At 70.4% G+C, this 17,482-nt stretch carries 21 protein-coding genes; 13 read left to right on the forward strand and 8 right to left on the reverse strand.

Annotated features, from left to right (window positions below; genetic code table 11):
• The first annotated feature begins 129 nt into the window (after window positions 1–129).
• Window positions 130–1,458 (forward strand): hemolysin family protein, encoded by a 1,329-nt coding sequence (locus NL114_RS06435; RefSeq protein WP_254823969.1) that lies wholly within the window; start codon window positions 130–132, stop codon window positions 1,456–1,458.
• 180 nt (window positions 1,459–1,638) lie between these two features.
• Window positions 1,639–2,595 carry a cell division protein CdpA domain-containing protein gene (locus NL114_RS21605; RefSeq protein ID WP_286671101.1) on the forward strand — a complete coding sequence of 319 codons (957 nt, stop codon included), beginning with the start codon at window positions 1,639–1,641 and terminating at the stop codon, window positions 2,593–2,595.
• Window positions 2,596–2,661: 66 nt separating this feature from the next.
• Here NL114_RS21605 and NL114_RS06445 read toward each other — a convergent pair whose 3' ends face one another.
• A complete protein-coding gene (locus tag NL114_RS06445) occupies window positions 2,662–3,144 on the reverse strand; it encodes a Mut7-C RNAse domain-containing protein (protein WP_254823970.1) in 483 nt (160 codons plus the stop codon).
• Between the two features lie 184 nt (window positions 3,145–3,328).
• On the opposite strand from NL114_RS06445, the gene NL114_RS06450 reads away from it, so the two are divergent.
• On the forward strand, window positions 3,329–3,949 hold the full coding sequence (locus tag NL114_RS06450; RefSeq protein WP_254823971.1) for a DedA family protein: 621 nt from the start codon (window positions 3,329–3,331) through the stop codon (window positions 3,947–3,949).
• A gap of 21 nt (window positions 3,950–3,970) precedes the next feature.
• Here NL114_RS06450 and NL114_RS06455 read toward each other — a convergent pair whose 3' ends face one another.
• A complete protein-coding gene (locus NL114_RS06455; RefSeq protein ID WP_254823972.1) occupies window positions 3,971–5,023 on the reverse strand; it encodes a lysylphosphatidylglycerol synthase transmembrane domain-containing protein in 1,053 nt (350 codons plus the stop codon).
• Between the two features lie 70 nt (window positions 5,024–5,093).
• Entirely contained in the window at window positions 5,094–6,062 is a 969-nt protein-coding gene (locus NL114_RS06460) for a DMT family transporter (protein ID WP_254823973.1), read from the reverse strand.
• A gap of 174 nt (window positions 6,063–6,236) precedes the next feature.
• Between NL114_RS06460 and NL114_RS06465 the strand changes: the two genes are divergently transcribed.
• From NL114_RS06465 to NL114_RS06475, 3 genes are all read left to right on the forward strand, one after another.
• A complete protein-coding gene (locus NL114_RS06465) occupies window positions 6,237–7,382 on the forward strand; it encodes a multicopper oxidase domain-containing protein (RefSeq protein ID WP_254823974.1) in 1,146 nt (381 codons plus the stop codon).
• Between the two features lie 5 nt (window positions 7,383–7,387).
• Window positions 7,388–8,404 (forward strand): halocyanin domain-containing protein, encoded by a 1,017-nt coding sequence (locus NL114_RS06470; protein WP_254823975.1) that lies wholly within the window; start codon window positions 7,388–7,390, stop codon window positions 8,402–8,404.
• Between the two features lie 63 nt (window positions 8,405–8,467).
• Complete coding sequence (locus NL114_RS06475) at window positions 8,468–8,680, forward strand: hypothetical protein (RefSeq protein ID WP_254823976.1); 213 nt, start codon at window positions 8,468–8,470, stop codon at window positions 8,678–8,680.
• On the opposite strand, the gene NL114_RS06480 is transcribed toward NL114_RS06475, so the two are convergent.
• Both NL114_RS06480 and pyrF read right to left on the reverse strand, forming a co-directional pair.
• Entirely contained in the window at window positions 8,677–9,801 is a 1,125-nt protein-coding gene (locus NL114_RS06480; protein ID WP_254823977.1) for a hypothetical protein, read from the reverse strand. The genes NL114_RS06475 and NL114_RS06480 overlap by 4 nt on opposite strands.
• An 18-nt stretch (window positions 9,802–9,819) precedes the next feature.
• Window positions 9,820–10,638, reverse strand: coding sequence for an orotidine-5'-phosphate decarboxylase (gene pyrF / locus NL114_RS06485; protein WP_254823978.1), 819 nt, complete (start codon window positions 10,636–10,638; stop codon window positions 9,820–9,822).
• An 80-nt stretch (window positions 10,639–10,718) separates the two neighbouring features.
• On the opposite strand from pyrF, the gene NL114_RS06490 reads away from it, so the two are divergent.
• The 4 genes from NL114_RS06490 to NL114_RS06505 all read left to right on the forward strand — a co-directional run bounded on the left by NL114_RS06490 (window position 10,719) and on the right by NL114_RS06505 (window position 12,949).
• Complete coding sequence (locus NL114_RS06490) at window positions 10,719–11,387, forward strand: HAD family hydrolase (RefSeq protein ID WP_350355402.1); 669 nt, start codon at window positions 10,719–10,721, stop codon at window positions 11,385–11,387.
• A gap of 124 nt (window positions 11,388–11,511) precedes the next feature.
• The gene (locus tag NL114_RS06495; protein WP_254823979.1) at window positions 11,512–12,168 is read left to right on the forward strand and encodes a ribonuclease H family protein; all 657 of its coding nucleotides are present in this window, start codon (window positions 11,512–11,514) and stop codon (window positions 12,166–12,168) included.
• 114 nt (window positions 12,169–12,282) lie between these two features.
• Window positions 12,283–12,576, forward strand: coding sequence for a hypothetical protein (locus NL114_RS06500; protein ID WP_254823980.1), 294 nt, complete (start codon window positions 12,283–12,285; stop codon window positions 12,574–12,576).
• An 82-nt stretch (window positions 12,577–12,658) separates the two neighbouring features.
• The gene (locus tag NL114_RS06505; protein ID WP_254823981.1) at window positions 12,659–12,949 is read left to right on the forward strand and encodes a hypothetical protein; all 291 of its coding nucleotides are present in this window, start codon (window positions 12,659–12,661) and stop codon (window positions 12,947–12,949) included.
• Window positions 12,950–13,122: 173 nt separating this feature from the next.
• Here the strand turns inward: NL114_RS06505 and NL114_RS06510 are convergent, their stop codons facing one another.
• Window positions 13,123–14,106, reverse strand: a complete 984-nt coding sequence (locus tag NL114_RS06510; protein WP_254823982.1) for a ferritin family protein — start codon at window positions 14,104–14,106, stop codon at window positions 13,123–13,125.
• A gap of 226 nt (window positions 14,107–14,332) precedes the next feature.
• Here NL114_RS06510 and NL114_RS06515 point away from each other — a divergent pair, with 226 nt between their 5' ends.
• Window positions 14,333–14,983 carry a helix-turn-helix domain-containing protein gene (locus NL114_RS06515; protein WP_254823983.1) on the forward strand — a complete coding sequence of 217 codons (651 nt, stop codon included), beginning with the start codon at window positions 14,333–14,335 and terminating at the stop codon, window positions 14,981–14,983.
• An 83-nt stretch (window positions 14,984–15,066) separates the two neighbouring features.
• The gene (locus NL114_RS06520; RefSeq protein ID WP_254823984.1) at window positions 15,067–15,840 is read left to right on the forward strand and encodes a phytanoyl-CoA dioxygenase family protein; all 774 of its coding nucleotides are present in this window, start codon (window positions 15,067–15,069) and stop codon (window positions 15,838–15,840) included.
• Window positions 15,841–15,863: 23 nt separating this feature from the next.
• On the opposite strand, the gene NL114_RS06525 is transcribed toward NL114_RS06520, so the two are convergent.
• The gene (locus tag NL114_RS06525; protein ID WP_254823985.1) at window positions 15,864–16,037 is read right to left on the reverse strand and encodes a hypothetical protein; all 174 of its coding nucleotides are present in this window, start codon (window positions 16,035–16,037) and stop codon (window positions 15,864–15,866) included.
• A 303-nt stretch (window positions 16,038–16,340) separates the two neighbouring features.
• Between NL114_RS06525 and NL114_RS06530 the strand changes: the two genes are divergently transcribed.
• The gene (locus NL114_RS06530) at window positions 16,341–17,015 is read left to right on the forward strand and encodes an apolipoprotein A1/A4/E family protein (RefSeq protein WP_254823986.1); all 675 of its coding nucleotides are present in this window, start codon (window positions 16,341–16,343) and stop codon (window positions 17,013–17,015) included.
• Window positions 17,016–17,196: 181 nt separating this feature from the next.
• On the opposite strand, the gene NL114_RS06535 is transcribed toward NL114_RS06530, so the two are convergent.
• Window positions 17,197–17,403 (reverse strand): hypothetical protein, encoded by a 207-nt coding sequence (locus tag NL114_RS06535; protein ID WP_254823987.1) that lies wholly within the window; start codon window positions 17,401–17,403, stop codon window positions 17,197–17,199.
• Between the last annotated feature and the right edge of the window lie 79 nt (window positions 17,404–17,482).

The following is a 17,482-nucleotide window of genomic DNA, read 5'->3' on the forward strand; positions in this document are numbered from 1 at the left end:
CCCTCGACGCTCCGGATCACCTCGACGACGGGACGGCGTCCCGGAACCTTGCCAGTTATTTACCGATGGGGCGAGACGGGGGGATATGGACACAGGACTATCGAGCAGCCGTAGCTCCCAGCTCCTCCGATGGTGAACGTCGCGCTCTCGCTGGCGCAGGTCGTCGTCGCGCTGGTACTCGTGGTGCTCAACGGCTTCTTCGTCGCCGCGGAGTTCGCCTTCGTACGGATACGCGGGACATCGGTCGAACAGCTCGTTTCGGAGGAGCGCCCCGGCGCGGGGACGCTCCAGGAGGTGATGGTGAACCTCGACGACTATCTCGCGACGACGCAACTCGGCATCACCATCGCCTCGCTCGGGCTGGGGTGGGTCGGCGAACCCGCCGTCGCGTCGCTCCTCGAGCCCGTGCTGGCGCCGCTCCTCCCCACGAACCTCATCCATCTCGTCGCCTTCGCCATCGGGTTCAGTCTCATCACGTTCCTCCACGTCGTCTTCGGTGAGCTCGCGCCGAAGACGCTCGCCATCGCCCAGACCGAGCGGCTCTCGCTGTTCCTCGCCCCGCCGATGAAGTTCTTCTACTACATCCTCTACCCGGGCATCGTCGTCTTCAACGGGGCGGCCAACGCGTTCACGCGAGCACTCGGCGTGCCACCCGCCTCCGAGACGGACGAGACGCTCGGCGAACGGGAACTCCTTCGAGTGCTGACGCGGTCCGGCGAGGAAGGGGACATCGACGTTGCGGAGGTGACGATGATCGAGCGGGTCTTCGACCTCGACGACACCGTGGTTCGGGAGGTCATGGTCCCGCGACCGGACGTGGTGAGCGTTCCGGCGGACGCCTCGCTCTCGGACCTCCAGTCCGTCATCCTCGAGACCGGGCATACGCGCTATCCGGTTCTCGATGCCGACGATGCCGACCAGGTGGTCGGGTTCGTCGACGTCAAGGACGTGCTCCGAGCCGAGGTGGAGGACGGGGAGACCGAGTCGGTCGGCGATATCGCCCGCGATATCATCATCGCCCCCGAGACGATGGCACTGAGCGACCTCCTGCGGCAGTTCAGGGAGGACCAGCAGCAGATGGCCGCGGTCATCGACGAGTGGGGGGCGTTCGAGGGAATCGCGACCGTCGAGGACGTGGTCGAGGCGCTCGTCGGCGACCTGCGAGACGAGTTCGATCTGGACGAGCACGAACCCTCGATCCGCCAGCGTGACGATGGGGGGCACGACATCGACGGCGGCGTCCCGTTGTCGAAGGTCAACGACACGCTCGACGGGGACTTCACGAGCGAGGAGGTCGAGACCATCGGTGGACTGGTGCTCGAACGGCTCAACCGTGCCCCGGAACGCGGCGACCGCATCGAGGTCGCCGGCTACGTCGTCGAGGTGACGGGCGTCGAGGGGACCCGGATATCGACGGTCCGGATCCACCGTGAGACGGATGACCCGGTGACGGATTGAGTGGGGGGCGAACCGAGTGGGGAGTACGTGGATGGTGGACCCGTTCGAGTTCCCCGCCGTCTCCCCCGAGAGCGCCGAGCCGTCCCCAGGGGGCGGACACCTTCGGCGGCGATACCCGCTGAAACGTGTCATTCGAGCGTCTGACGCGGAGTTTTGTGGGTGGAGTCCGCAGGCCCCGGTATGGCTAGCCTCACGGACGTGTACGAGGGCGGGGCCGGGGGGCCCGACCTGCGGCGGCTCTACCTCGGCGTGGGTCTGTTCCTCGTCGGGGCGGCCCTCACCGTCGGCGGCATCGTCGTCGGCACCTCGACGGGTGTCGCCGAGCTGCTCGGCCTGGATACGTTCGGCGCCCGCGAGATCGCGGGCATCGCCGCCGGCGTCGGCCTGCCGGCCACGTTCCTCGGCGTCGTGGTCGTCCTCCCACAGACGACCCGTCGCGTCAACGCCGCCGCCGTCCTCGGTAGCGCGGTGGCCCTGTTCGGTGTCGTCCTGTTCACCCGGGTCTACCCCCAGGCCTGGTTCGACAACGCGTTCCCGGTCGTCGCGGTCTACTTCGTCGGCATGATGACGACGCTGTGGGCCCTGTTCAGCGCCGTCGCGAGCTTCAAGACCCGCAACGACCCCGGCGGCACAGTCGAGTTGCGGGTCACGGAGGGCGGCGAGACCCGCGTCGTCGAGGTGTCGAACCAGAGCCTCGCACAGAAGCTCGGCGGCATCGGGCTGATGGGCAGTACGCCCGACGGGAACGTCGAGACCCAGACCGCCGGTTCCACCCGCTCGGGGACGGCCTCGGCCTCGACCGCCGACGGCGGGGCCGAGGTCATGTCCTCCAGCAGCGACGGGGCGGAGTCTCTCACCGAGCGGGCCCGTTCGGGCTCGGGCCGGAACCAGCGTCACGCCGGCCGCACGGATGCCGCTGGCGCCACCAGCGACGGCGGGACGACCACCGAGGACGCCGAGGTGTTCTCCTCGGGCGTCGATGCCGACCCGCACCCCAACCAGGACCTCTACTGCGGCAACTGCTCGCACTTCCGCTACGTCCGCACGGACCAGGGCATGCAGCCCTACTGCGGCCTCCACAGCGAGGTCATGGACGACATGGACGCCTGCGAGGAGTGGAACCCGAACAACCAGTAACGGCCGAATTCACCGATAATTAGCAGAGTTCTGGAGCTATCCGGCAGCCGATAGCGTTATCTCCACCTACGAGCCGTTATCCTGGCGTATCTCGGCGAGCGTCTCGGCCACCCGGTCCCAGTGGCTTCCCTTCCAGAACTGCTGGCCACACCGCTCGCATTCCCAGACGGGGCCGTCGTCGGGGGCATGGGGCGCGCGTTCGGCACCGGCCGGGAGGCGTTCGACAGGGCCGTTACAGGCCCCACAGCGCGCGGGCCGGTCGTCGAGCGTGAGCGCGAGGCCGGCGTCGTGCAGCTCCCGGAGCTGGTCGGCCACGTCGCGTGACTCCAGCAGGAACCCGTGCGCTCCGGCCTGCGCGGCCAGCTGGACATCGCGCGTGAGGAGGGTCCGGCCCTCGGCGCGGGCCGCCGCGAGCAGTTCGTCGTCGGCCTCGGTGTCCCGGTGCTCGTCGAGCGCGTACGCCGCGTCGTGGCCGCACATCCGGAGGTACGTGGCGAGCTTGCCCAGCATGGCGTCGAGCAGGAACGGGCCGGCGGGGGCCTCGGGCATCGGTCCGGCGTAGGGGGCGAGGGATGCTGAGCGTGACGGCTACCTGCCGGGCGCTCCCGCGAGGGGCGGGCCCCCACGCCGATAGCGCCCCGTCGTCTTCCCTATGCAGCCGCTAACCGGCAGGGCCGCCGTAGCCGGGTCGGAAGACCTTTACTCGCCGAACGGCCCCCTATCGACCACACAGATGGCAACGGACGAGGCCGGCCGGTCGGTCGCCGCCCGGCGGTGGGTACTCGACTACGGCGTGTTCGTCCTGTTCGGGACCATCGCACTGGCCGGCATCTACCTGTTCCTCTCTCGCGACGCCGAGTTCGCCCGGCAACTGCTCGCGAACGAGCGCTACTGGATGCCGGCGATGTTCGCGCTGTTCGTGCTGGAGGGCGCGATGTTGCTCTACTTCGCCCCCAGCGAGAGCCTCGTCCCGGTCGCGCTGCTGGTCATCGGGCAGTCGACGCGGGACATCGCCGTCATCGTCGGCATCGCGGTGGTCGGCGCGACCGTCGGCCAGTACCTCCTGTTCCTGCTGGCGAAACGCGGCGGCCGCGAGCGGCTGCTCGACCGGCCGTGGTTCCGGGTGAGCGAGGAGCGTCTGGCGCGGTTCGACGGCTGGTTCGACCGCTGGGGCCCGTACGTCGTCCCCGTCTCGAACTCGCTGCTGTTCACACGGGGGATGCTCACCGTCCCGGCCGGCTTCGCGGAGATGGAGGACCACCACTTCGTGGCGCTGTCGGCGCTCGGGACGCTCTCGTTCGAGCTCGGCCTCGCGGCGCTGGCGCTGGGCGTGTTCAGCTTCCTCGGCATCTGAGCCGGCGCCACCACCGCTCCCTCAGCGCACCAGCGTCCGTCCGAGCGTCACCAGCCCGCCGAGCGCGACGATGAACCCGTCCGAGACGAGCCGATAGGCCAGTATCACGGCGCCCGCCGCGGCCACGTCCAGGCCGAGCGCCGCGACCAGCACCGTGCCGAGCGCGAGGTCGACGCCGCCCGCGCCCGCGGGCAGGGGGACGGCGTTGCCGAGGCTCGACAGCGGCACCGCCAGGAGCGCGAGCGCCGGGACCGCCGCGTGGTCGAGCGCGACCAGCGTCGCCGAGAGCGCGAGCGCGGCGGCACCCCAGCCCGCCGTCGTGAGCGCGAACGCCAGCGCCAGCACCGGACGGTCCCGGCCCATCTCCCGGAACGTCTCACCGACGCCCGCGAGCGCGCGGTCCACGCGGTCGGGCGCGAGCGTGGCCGCGACGCGGTCCGAGAGCCGACCGAGCGTCGTCCGGCCGGCGCCCGCGAGCGCGTGGGCGAGCCGTCGGGCGGGACGCGGCCGGACCGCGACGACGGCGCCGACCCCCAGCACGGCCGCGACCGCGAGCGTGAGCACCGGCAGGAGGAGTCGGGCCTCCGCGGCGACGCCGGGCGTCGCCACGGTGAGGAGGGCGGCGGTCGCGGCGACCACGGCTGCGGGGAACCCGACCAGTTTGCCGGCCGTCGCGGCCGCGAGGTCGCGCTCGTACGGGAGAGGGGTCTCCCGGCCGAGCGCGTACGCCATCACGGCGGGGCCGCCGAGCCGGCCGCCCGGGAGCGTCAGCTTCGCGAAGTTGCCCGCGAGGTAGGCGAGCAGGAAGCGGCCGGGGGGAACGGGCGCGCCCGCCGCGCGGAAGAGGGCGCGCTGGGCCTCGCTCCAGCACGCGAGCGCGAGCAGCGTCGCGCCCGCGCCCGCCGCGAGCCACCGGGGGTCGGCACCCGCGAGGTCCGCGAGGACACGCCGCGGGCCGACCGCGAGCAGGAAGCCCACGAGGAGGCCCAGCACGACGGCGACGACGGCGAGCCGGCGGGCCCGGGGACTCCGCCGGACGGCCGCGAGCAGGCTCTCGTCGGACTCGGTCGACACGTCGGGCCGGAGGCGGGCCGGGCGTATGAGTGTGCTGTCGTACGGTGCGGTGTCGGCTCCGGCGCCCGTGTCAGTCCCCGTCGCGGGCGCCGGCGATGGCCCGGCGCAGGACGGGTAGCTCGCGCCGGAGCTCCCGGCGCTTCAGCAGCAGGAAGCCCACGAGGATGACGAGGAAGCCGACGGCCGTGAGGAGATCGACCACCTCCCCGAGGAAGAGGAACCCCGTAACGGCGGCGAACACCGGGGCGACGTAGGAGACGAGGTTGATCTCGATGGGGCCGAGCCGGTCGAGCAGGTCGAAGTAGACGAGGAAGCCGGCGGCGCTCGCGACCAGCGAGAGGTAGCCCATCGCCGCGAGGCCGGCGAGGGCCTCGGGCCCCGTCAGTGCGTCCACCGCGACCGCGGGCGACTCGCCGATGGCGAGGCTGACGGCGTGCATCAACAGCGCGCCGCCGACCATCGCGTAGGCCTCCATCGTCTCGATGGGGATACCGGCGTCGAGCCAGCGCGTGATGACCGAGCCGAAGGAGAAGCACAGCACCGCGCCGAAGACGAGTCCCTTCGCCACGACGCCGCCCGCGAGCAGGTTCCCGGGGTCGGGACGCGCGAGGAGGACGACGCCGACGAGCCCGAGCAGGAGGCCGGCGACGCCGACGGCGGTCAGGCGTTCCTCGGGGAGGAACGCTCTGGCGAAGAACGTCGTCATGACCGGGGAGAGCGAGACGATGACGGCGGCGCCGGCGCTCGTGACGGCGGGGTCGGTCTCGCCGACGAACAGGAAGGCGTGATAGCCGGCGATGAGGAAGACGGCGCCGACGGCGACGGCGGCCCACTCGCGGGCGCCGACGGGACGGGGGTGGTCCGTCGCGTAGGCGGCGTAGCCGAGCATGATGACGCCGGCGATGTCGTAGCGGACGGCGGCGAACAGGACGGGGGCGGGGCCGAACAGGTCGGGCGTGAGCCCGGCCTTGATGGCCATGAACGCCGCTCCCCAGGCCGCGGCGAGGGCGAGGAACAGCGTCGCGTTCCGGTAGCGCACGGCGCGACTCCGGGCGGCGCCCGGGTCAACGTTTCGAGTCGTCTCGGGGGCATGAGCGGTCGGCCGAAGATGTTCAGCGACGTTCCCACCGGCTGAGAACAGACGAAAGCCGTCCTCAACGCCTGGGAACCGTCTGCGGCCGCTATTATCATGGCCCCCGCAGGACCGGATGTGATGACGCCGACCATCGGTGCGCCGGGTGACGGTATCGGACGACGAGAGTTCCTCGCTGCCACGGGAACCGTTGGAGCGACGGCCGCTGCGGGCTGTACGGCGATGAGCAGCCCGGACGTGCAGGAGGTCGATGCAGGGAGCACGCGACAGCAGCTCGGGTCGGACCTGCCGGCGACGGACCCGCCGGAGGTCGTCGACCTGGACGAGCGGGGCAACGAGGTGACGCTGAAGGCGGTGGCCGCGACCCACGATGCCCACCCCGGGAAGACCATGGGCGGGCCGGTCCGGCTGCCGCAGGTGTGGGCCTGGCAGGCCGACGACGGCCCTGCCAGCGTTCCGGGGCCGGTCCTCCGGGCCACGGAGGGCGCCACCATCGAGGTGACCCTGGAGAACACGATGTCGATGCCCCACACCATCCACTTCCACGGCTCACAGACCTCATGGAAGGACGACGGGGTCCCGACGACGACGGGCATCACGGTCGCGCCCGGAGAGTCCCACACCTACGAGATCCCCGCCAACACGCCCGGGACCCACATCTACCACTGCCACTACCAGACCCCGTGGCACATGGAGATGGGGATGTACGGCATCCTCCGGGTCGATCCGAAGGGGTACGAGCCCGCTGACAAGGAGTACTTCATGACCGTCCGCGAGTGGGACAGCCGGCTCTCCCGCCAGTACGCGGGGGGCGACGCCAGCTACGACATCACGAACCGCCGGCCGGACGTGTTCACGGTCAACGGGAAATGTGCCCCGCGCACGCTCCACCCGGAGGACGGCTCGCCGATGATCGTCGAGCAGGGCGATACGGTCCGGGTCCACTGGGTGAACACCGGGTTCAAAGCGCACCCCCTGCACACCCACAACCACCGGTTCACGGTGGTCGAGAAGGACGGCGCGACCATCCCGGAGGTCGCCCGCCACGAGGAGGACGTGCTCAACGTCGCGCCCGCCGAGCGCTACACCATCGAGTTCGAGGCGGACGCCGACCCCGGCATCTACCTCATGCACTGCCACAAGGTCGACCACGTCCGCAACGGGGGCAGTTACCCCGGCGGGATGCTGACCGGGCTGGTCTACAAGGAGGCCATGAACACGACCATCTTCCGTGACCTGATGAAGTACGCGGGCTACGAGGGGTGATTCCGATGCCGACGCGACGCCAGGTGCTCGGCGCGACGGGCGCGGCACTGGCAGGGACGGCCCTCGTCGACACCGCAGCCGCACAGCCAGGCACCGACCTCACCGACTGGTTCGCGAAGACCTCGAACGCGACCGAGGTGGTCGACCGACGCGGACAGGACACCGTCACCGTCACGGTCGGGTCGGCCGCCAACGGCGGCGACTGGGGCTTCGGCCCCGCGGCCGTCCGGGTCGATCCCGGCGCGACCGTGCGCTGGGAGTGGAACGGCAAGGGCGGCGCGCACAACGTCGTCGCCACCGACGGCGCCTTCGAGTCGAAGCTCACCCAGGAGGAGGGCCACAGCTTCGAGTGGACCCCGGAGTCGGCGGGCGTGACGAAGTACTACTGCGCCCCCCACAAGGCGATGGGGATGCGCGGCGCCGTCGTCGCCGGCGGCCAGCCCGTCACGGTCGCGAAAGCGACGCCGACCCCCGCGGCCGCCGGGAGCGGTGGTAGCGGCGACGGCGGTGGTGACGACAGCGAGGGCCCGCCCGCCCGGACCTTCGACGGCTGGCTCGCCGAGACGGACAACTACGACGACGTGGTCGACGCCCGGGGACAGGACGAGGTGACCGTGGAGGTCGGTGCCGAGGGCAACGGCGGTCCGTTCGCCTTCGAACCCGCCGCCGTCCACGTCTCGCCCGGGACGACCGTCGTCTGGGAGTGGGTCGGGCCGAAGGAGTACGACGTGCAGGACCCGGACCTGGGGCTGGCATCGGAGACACTCGCCTCCTCGGGGTACGCGTACGCGGTGGAGTTCGGGAGTGACGGGCTCTCGAAGTACACCTGCTCGAAGTACGGGGACCGCGGGATGCGCGGCGTCGTCCTCGTCGGCGACGGGCCCGTGAGCGAACTGACGACACAGGGCGCGGCCGGTGCTGGCGGTGTCGGCGCGCTCATCGCCGCCTCGCTCGGGTGGCTCTACCGGTTCAACGACGGTGCGGCGACGACGACGGACCCCGAAGGTGTCCAGCGGGGCTAGCCGTCCCCGCGCACCGCGGCCGGCGGGCGAGCGTTGAAGCGTCTCGGGGAGCTAGCCGCCGGCATGAGCGTCTCCGGACTCTGTCAGATATGCGAACAGCGCGAGGTGGTCGACGGCTGTGACCGGTGTGGCCGTCTCGTCTGCGAGCGACATCTCGAGGAGGGGACCGGGCTCTGCGTGGAATGCTACGCGGAGGTCGACGGCGACTGGGAGGGCGGTGGCCGCCCGGACCGCGACGGGCGCGGCCCGGACGGGGTGGACACGTACCGGTTCTAGAGCAGCGACGCGACCGCCGAGAGGAACCAGCCCACCCCGGCGAGCGCGACGAGTGCGCCGAACCCCTTCGTGAGCGCGACGTTCCAGTCGGCGGGTTCGACCTCCGACCACCGGGTCTTGCTCCCGATGGCGTCCGTCTGTTCGTCGAACTTCGCGAGTCCGTAGGCGAACCTGTAGATGCCGGCGCCGGCGAGCGCGACGACCGGACCCAGCACGAGCCCGCCCGAACCCGACCCCTGATCGGAGGGGCCGTCGCGGCCGTCGCCGGGTGGCGTCGGGCCGAAGATGTCGTCGTCCGCGTCGGCCCCGTCGCCGGGCTCCGGTCCCACGGCGCCCCCGGTCGACGTGGGGGTCACCGCGCGGGTCCCGACGGCGACCTCGTCGAGGTAGGCCCGGGACCGCAGCTCCACCGTCCAGCTGGCGTTCGGCGCGCCCGTCGCGACCGTGGCGTCCCACGCCCCCGTCACCGTCCGCTCCTCGGGCTCCCGGACCGCGACGTGGACGGTCCCGTGCTCCCAGCGCATCGCCAGGTCGACGAAGCGGCCGGAGGGCGCGGTCAGGTTCGTCCGGACGGTCGTCCCGTTCGCCCGCCGGACCACGACCGCGACCGCGGCGCCGTTCTCGCGGCCGACGTTCTCGAGGGCTACCGAGGCGGCCGAGTCGTTGTCCGCGACGGCACGGATGGCACCGCCATCGCCAACATCGACCGTCGCCCGGAGCACGCCCGTCCGGCCGTCGATCCGCGTGGCGGTCAGTGTCGCGGACCCGTTCGTGACCGCCAGCGAGCACTCACCGTTCGTGCCGATGCGGAGCACCGTCCCGCCGGTCCAGTCGTCGGCCGTATCGTTCGCGAGGCCGGCGGCGTAGTCGTACTCGGCCGAGAGATACCCGAGGTGGCCGCTGTCGTCCCGGAACTCGCAAGCGTCGGACTGAGCCAGGGCCGCCGGCCGTGTGTCGGGAGCGTCCGTCGCAGCCACGGCGGGCGGAGCGAGGACCGCGGTGATCAGTGTGGCGGCGAGCAGTGCGACGACGATGTCGGAGGGCTGATGCGGTGTCATCGGTGGAGGGACGCCCGCCTCGGCGGCGGCCGAGAGCGGACCGGGGTGTCGTGGGTCGTTCACGACGCCGGGCGCAAAAGTTCACCTGAACTCGTCGAGCCGCCGCTTCAGCCGCCGGGCCGCGTCGCCCGCCGCAGAGAAGTAGTTGTCCGGGTCCCGTGCGTCCTCGCCGGCGAAGATGATACCCCGCGAGGAGTTGACGAGGCCGACCCCGTCGGCCAGCCCGTACTCGACGGCGGCCTCGGCGTCGCCACCCTGTGCGCCGACCCCGGGGACGAGGAAGGGGAGGTCCGGGACGAGTTCGCGGACGGCCTCCAGTTCGTCGGGCGTCGTGGCGCCGACGACGAGGAACACGTCGGCGGCCGACTCGCGGTCCCACTCGGCACAGCGCTGGGCGACGTACTCGTAGAGGTGCTTGTCGTTGCCGACCTCGAGGTTCTGGAAGTCGGCGCCGCCCGCGTTCGAGGTGCGGGCGAGGACGACCACGCCGGCGTCCCGGCTGAGGAACGGCTCCAGCGAGTCCCGGCCGAGGTACGGGTTGACGGTGATGGCGTCGGCGTCGAGCCCCTCGGGGTCGAGCGCCGTCGCGTACTGGCGCGCGGTGTTGCCGATGTCCCCCCGTTTCGCGTCGAGCAGGACCGGGACGCCCTTCCCGTGGGCGTAGGCGACCGTCTCCTGGAGCGCGCGCCAGCCGTCGGCGTCCTCGTAGAACGCGGCGTTGGGCTTGTAGCAGGCCGCGTGCTCGTGCGTGGCGTCGATGATGCGGCGGTTGAACGCCCAGCGCGGCAGGTCGTGGTCGGCCACGGCGTCGGGGAGCCGGTCGGGGTCGGGGTCGAGGCCGACCGAGACGACGCTGCCGGTCGCCTCGATACGGGCCCGGAGGTCCTCGCGGAAGCTCATGTGCGGGCGCTCGGCGGGGGGCGGCAAGGCGGTTGCGTTCGACGGCAACCCTCAAACCGTCCAGCCACGTACAGACAATCGTGCTACAGGCGGTGGGGTTCGACCTCGACGGGACGTTGCTGGTGGCCGACCGGGACCGCGAGACCCTGCTCCACGCGGCCTGCGACCGGGTCAGCGCGCCGCGACTCGCCCGCGAGGACTACCTCCGGGCCCACCGCGACCGGCAGGGTGGCGCCGACCGGGAGGCCGTCTTCGCGGCGCTGCTGGCCACCTACGACACGAGCGTCGATCCCGCGGCCCTGGCCGGCGCCTACGACGACCTCGTGACGGCGGCGACCGGGCCGCTCCCGGGCGCGGCCGACCTCGTCCGCGGGCTGCGCGAGCAGTACGGCGTCGGTCTCCTCACGGACGGCCCCGTCGAGACCCAGGAGCGGAAGCTCGACCACGTGGGCTGGGCGGACCTGTTCGACGCCGTCGTCGTCACGGGGTCGCTGCCGGCGCCGAAACCTGACGAGCGGGCGTTCGAGGCGCTGTGCGAGGCCCTCGACGCCCCGCCCGAGGCGACCGCCTACGTCGGTGACGCCCCGGCGCCCGACATCGCGGGCGCGGCCGCAGCCGGCCTCCGGCCGGTGCAGGTGCTGTACGACGACGGACCCGACCCGCATCCGGCGGCCGCTGCGACCGTCGAGCGGGCCGAACTCGTCGAGCGGCTCCCGACGGTCCTCGACGCACTCGGGGACGAGAGATAGAGAGCTATCGAACACTCCAGAGAACTGTGAAGGCGACAGCCGTTCGACGGTTGTCCGACGCGCTCGCGCGAAACGTTGCCAATCACCCCGTGGATTTAAGTCGTCGCGTCACTGTAGCGTACTCATGGCCGCGTACAGTCGGCCGGCCCTGCGGAACCTGTTCGACGACTCCCCGACCCCCCACATCGCGCATCCACCGCGCACCCATCATCGCGACTACTACCTCGCAGCCGATGGCTCGTTCCGCCAATCCGGCGAGGGGGGGCTGGGCGTCCTCATCGAGACCCGTGACGGCCGTACCGTCGCGCGACTGGCGGTCCCCGACCGGGTCCCGGACAACAACGTCGCCGAGTACCGGGCGCTACATCTCGGGCTGGACGTGCTCGCCGAGCACGCCGAGTCCGACGCACGCGTCGGCGTCCTCGTCGACCACGACGACCTCGCGGCCAACGTCAACCGGGCGACGCTGGCCTCGATGGGTGACCGACCGCCACACCCCTATCGCGTGCCACGGGCGGCACGCCACCACTGGCGGGGGATCCGCGCCCGGGTCGCACGGTTCGCGGAGCTACGGGCCGCGCGCATCAACTCGCGAGAGAACCCCGCACATCCGCTGGCGAACACGCCCGAGCAGTACCGCGGCGCGCAGGTCCGTCCGGACCCGGACGACCTGCCCGGCGAACCGGCGGACCTCCGCGACGAGCCGGGTACCCGCAACCGTCGGAGCGAGCCCGAACAGGTACCGCCGCCGTCACGGGCCGACCGACACGCCTCCGACTAGGGAGGCGGCCACCACTGCCCGCCCTGGGGCGCCGGGGGTTCCTCGCTCTCCGCCGTGGCACGGCGTGCCCGTACCGGGGGTAATGATTAGTACGACCGGCCCTCCCTCCCGACGATGACAGGCACTGACGACCTGCAGGAGACGACGACGTTCGACGAGGGTGGATTCATCGAGATCTCGATCGACGGGCGACGAGTCGCCCGGCTGGAGGAGATCTCCGACCTGAAGAAATCGGTGGTGGACCGGGTCGTGATGGTTCGCGTACTGGAGCGGATGGTCGAGGGAGAGCGAGCGGCACTCGAGGAGGAGCTGGACCGGGAGCCCGACGAGATCCTCGCGGAGGTGGACCCGACCATCGAGTTCTACAACTCGGACGAGGTGGAGTGGGAGCAGATACGCCTGGACTGAGCCCCGTCGGCGCCGTCCCCGTCACCCGGGAGCCGTCGAAACGGTCATGGTCTCGCCGAGCAAATCCCTGGACGGAACCGTCATGAGTGACCGACCCCGCGAGGCGCCGGACGCCTCCGAGTACCCGCAGACCTGGATGGACAGCATCGACGAGGTGCTCGACGAGGCGATGACCCGCGACGAGGGACTCGAACTCACCGCGGAGGACCTCCGCGTGGCGGTACCGCTCCGCTTCGGGGAGGACGCGCCGCGCGCCGAGTGGGAGTTCGACGGCAGCGTCCGCATCGACGTGGAGGGCGAACGTGGACCGCTGGCCGAGTGGGTCCGGCTGTGGGGGGCGCAGCTGCCCGAGCGGCAGACGCAGGACGACTGACACCGCCCGCCGAGCCAGTCGCGGAGGACCCGGAACCGGAGAGGACATATCTATCGAATGATGCCGAATTTTTCGATAGTTCGTCGTTTCATCGAGTTAACGCCCAGATAGTAGACGTATCTGCGCAGGAGGACGGTCGGGAGGAAGGGACAGACGCGTCGACCGGGCGTCGGTCAGTCGTCGCCGGCGGCGGGCGACGGCGTACTGCCGCCCTCGCCGTCGTCGAGCTTGACGAGCTCGTCGACCGGCGGGATGTCGGCCTCCGAGTCCGTGATGATCTCGATACGCCGGGTGAGCTTGTCGCTGGCGTACTCCACGAGCGCGGAGGGGTCGATGAAGCCCGAATCCGAGTAGGAGACGATACCGGCGATGTTGGGCATCTGCTCCTGCAGGACGTCCTGGACGACCTGTTCGTCGACCGCGCCGCTGGCGAGCATCTCCTGGACGTGGTACATCCCGAAGCCGACGTGGCGACCCTCGTCGCTCCGGATGTAGCCGACGCCCTTGACGAGCCCCTCCAGCTCGGGGAACTCGGGCACGTCGTCGAGCGTGATGTCGCCGCCGCCGTCCGAGAACGAGGAGGTGATGCCGTAGTAGCCGGTCTGTGCGAGGACGGACTCGACGGCCAGGTGGTAGTGACAGAACGCACGAACGCGGTTCTCGGGGGTGTCGTCCTCGAGGAGCGTGTGCATGGCCGCCTCGGTGTCGTCGAACAGCTGGTTGTACGCCGGCATGAAGTACCGGTCGTCGGTCGGATTGGTGATCTCGAGGCCGTGGTGCTCGGCGACCGGATTGATGACCTCGCGCCAGTAGCGGTCGAAGAAGGCGGTGTGTTTGGCCTCCTCGTAGATCTGGCTGGAGACGAACATCTGGTCGTTGATGTCGTCCATGGCGATGGCCAGCGGCGCGAGGTCCTCGGTCACGGCCTCCTCGCCCGCACCGAACAGGGCGATGGTCTGCCGGAGGTCGTCGAAGCCCTCCTCGTCGATGATCTCCTCGTCGGCCTCGATCATCCGTCGGCGGTCCTGCTCGATGAGTTCCTGCTCGATGTCCTCGTAGGGGTCCCAGTGGTTGTAGACGGCGTGGCGGAAGTAGCCGCCGACCCGTCCGTCGGGGTCCAGCCTGAGGTCGCGGTTGTCGTCGGCGTATCGGCTCATGGTCCATCACCTACTGTGGCCTGTCAATCCCTGTCAGTGGCGCCGGCGATATGAGGGCCGCTTAAGTAGGGTGCCGTGGCAGGGACGGAATCACGGTGATACCGGATGACGGGCGGTGCAGCGCCGCTCACGCCGTGTCTTCTACTGACGGTGGGAGCCGTACGGGAGTAAAATAGCGCGGCCTGCAGTGAAAGGGGTAAAGTCACCTGCCATCCAGAACCCGGGTATGCGCTACGCGACCGTCGTCATCACGCCGCGCGAGGGGGGGCTGAACCCCGCGGATTCGGCGCTCGTCGCGTCGCCGGCGGTCGAGCGGGACGTGGTCCATCAGGTGAACCTCCTCAACGACGGGACCATCGTGATGCTGTACGCCCTGCGGGGGAACATCGACGAGGCCGTCCAGGAACTCCGTGGGTGTGACTCCGTCATCGCGGTCGACGGGTCGGGGGAGGGCGAGGGGCTCATCTACCTCCACATCGAGCCCGACGAGACCTCGCTGCAGCTGATGGAGATCATCCAGGACAACGAGGTGGTGCTCCAGACGCCGCTGGAGTGTACCCGCGGCGGCGGCCTCCGGGTCACCATCGTCGGGGACGACGCCACCATCCAGCGCGCCGTCGACGACGTGCCCGACGGCGTCACCGTCTCGCTCGAGGGCATCGGCGACTACCACCCCGAGGCCGACAAGCTGTACGGCACCCTCACCGCACGCCAGCGTGAGGTGCTGGAGGCCGCTGTCGAGAAGGGCTACTACGAGGTCCCCCGCCGCGCGACCCACGAGGATATCGCGAATGAGGTCGGCCTCTCGGCGGGCACCGTGGGCGAACACCTCCGCAAGGTCGAGGGACGGGTGCTGTCGTCGCTCGTGACGCGGTGATGTGGCGGGAGACGACACGACCGTGAGACGGCACAAGAGCCGACCGCGTATCCCTAAGTGGTATCAGCCAGTAATCCCACCTGATGGCCCTGGAGACGCTGACCGACGCGGAGTTCGCACAGTACCAGCGGGAGGGGTACGTGGTGAAGCGCGGGCTGTTCGATGCGGACACGGTCGCGCGAGTGCGCGAGCGCCTGCGCGAGTACACGCACGGGGACCGGCCCGTGGAGGGGTTCGACGAGCAGGTCGAACCCGAGGCAGCGGATGAGGGGGTCGACGAGGCCGACGCCGTCCGGAAGTTCGAGGGGCTCGGCCTGCTCGACGACGAGGTCGTCCACGACCTCGCGACCGACGACCGGCTCGTGACGGTCGCACAGGACCTGCTGGGCCCCGACGTGAAGCTCCTGCGCAGCGCCGCGATGTTCAAGCCCCCACACGTCGGGAGCGAGAAGGGCCTCCATCAGGACTCCGCGTACTACCCCGTCCGTCCGTACGACCAGGTGACGACGTGGGTCGCCCTGGACGACGCGACGCCCGAGAACGGCTGCATGGAGGTCCTCCCCGGCGGCCACATGGAGGGGTTGCTGGAGCACGAGACCCAGGAGTACGAGACGGACATCGTCATCCCGGAGGACCTCGGCGAGATGGAGCAACTCCCGATGGAGGCCGGCGACGTCCTCTTCCAGCACTCGCTGTTGCCCCACCGGACATCGCCGAACACGACCGACCGGTGGCGGCGCGCGATGATATTCATGTACATGGACGCGCGTTCGCGGTTCACCGTCCCCGAGGCCGAGCGGCCGCCGTGGGTCGACTCCGTGGACGTGGCCGGCGACTCCTACCCGGGAAGCGTGTAGCGGGCCGGGCACGCGTGCGGCCGTCAGTCGTCAGCGGCCGGGCGCCGGTCGCTGACGACGGTGATCCCGCGGTTGGACTCGATGGCGTCCAGCAGGCCGACCGACCGCCGGAACTCGCGTTTCACGGCGGGGTCCTCCGCCTGAGCCATCGCGTGCTGGTACGACGCCCGGGCACTGTCGATGGTTCGCTGCTCCATACCATACCGGATGCCCGGAGCCTCCCAGCCGGTTCCCCCGAACAGTTCGGGCGCTTATATCGACGGACGGTGCCCACCGCCGACATCGGCGTCGAACGGCCAGGGAACCGGGGGCTGCCGAACCCGGAGAGCTACCGCTCCACCCGGGGGCGGCAGCCCGGCCGCTGGACGCCGCCCGAGAGCGGCTTCGCCCGGCTGGCACTCACGTGTGCTGGTAGATAACCCACCTCGAAGACACACAATGGTAATGAATGGTTTTGAGCGGTAAGACTTAATACCGATGGCGTCATAGGTGGAAGTACAATGGCAGACAACAACTCACCGTTCGGCCTCGCGTTCGAGGCACAGCGCAGCGCGATCGAGACCACCCAGGACAGCATCCACACGGCCGTCGGCATCCAGCGCGACGTGAACGAGGCGTTCGTCGACAGCATCGACCCCGTGATGGAGGTCCAGAACAGCTCCGCCGACTTCGCCCGCACGGGCGTGGACGCGGTCCTCGACGCCGCCGAGGCCGCGGTCCCCGGTGACACCAACCTGGACGATGTCCGCGAGACCATCGACGAGCAGCTCGACGAGCTGGCGGACACCCGCGTCGACATCTCCGAGCAGGTCGAGGAGAACGTCCGCGACGGCGCCGACTCCGTCGACGAGTTCCTGGCCGACTTCCTCGAGAACCTCGACGAGCAGGTCGACTCCCTCCTCGAGTCCAGCGAGGACCTCGAGGACCAGACCGTCGAGACACTGGAGGACCTCCAGGGGAACATCGAGGAGCTGCAGGACGAGTTCGAGTCCCGCAGCGACGACCTCGAGGAGCAGGTCGCCGACCAGCTCGACTCCTTCCAGGAGCGCTTCGAGGACAGCGCCGACCAGCTCCAGGACGGCTTCGACGAGGCCGGCGACCGCCTGAACGAGGCCGCCGAGGACTTCGAGGACGCCGCCGAGGACGTCACCGAGCGCGTCGACGTCAGCGCGTAAGCCGACTCGGTTCTCACGGCTCCCTGACGGTCACGACACTCCCTTTCCCCGGGTGGCCACACCCACCCGGCATCTTCACAGCGGTCGGCAGCACACACCTGCCGGCCCGTTCTCACACGCCGAGCGACAGCGCCGCCGCTCCACGGCGTGGCGCGCGGAGGAACGAGCCGCGGAGGGTCGTCTACGACTCGAACGGCTCCTCATCGCGATGGTTGTCGACGTTCTCCTGCTCCTGGGCCTCGTTCCGGCGTTCGAGGTCCTCCTCGCCGGTCATGCGCTCCTGTTCCTCCTCGCGGACCTGTTCGGCCTCCTCGATGTCCTCGGCCTCCGTTTCTTCTTCCTCTCCCGCGAGTTCGACATCGCGGCCGTGGTCATCGCTTTCGGTCATGGCGGGCGGCGGTAGTCGCGTGGCACTGAAACGTTCTGGGCCGAACAGGTCGGCGTTCGAAAAGGGGATGAAGCCTAGG

The sequence above is a fragment of the Haloglomus halophilum genome (assembly GCF_024298885.1).
GTDB lineage: Archaea > Halobacteriota > Halobacteria > Halobacteriales > Haloarculaceae > Haloglomus > Haloglomus halophilum.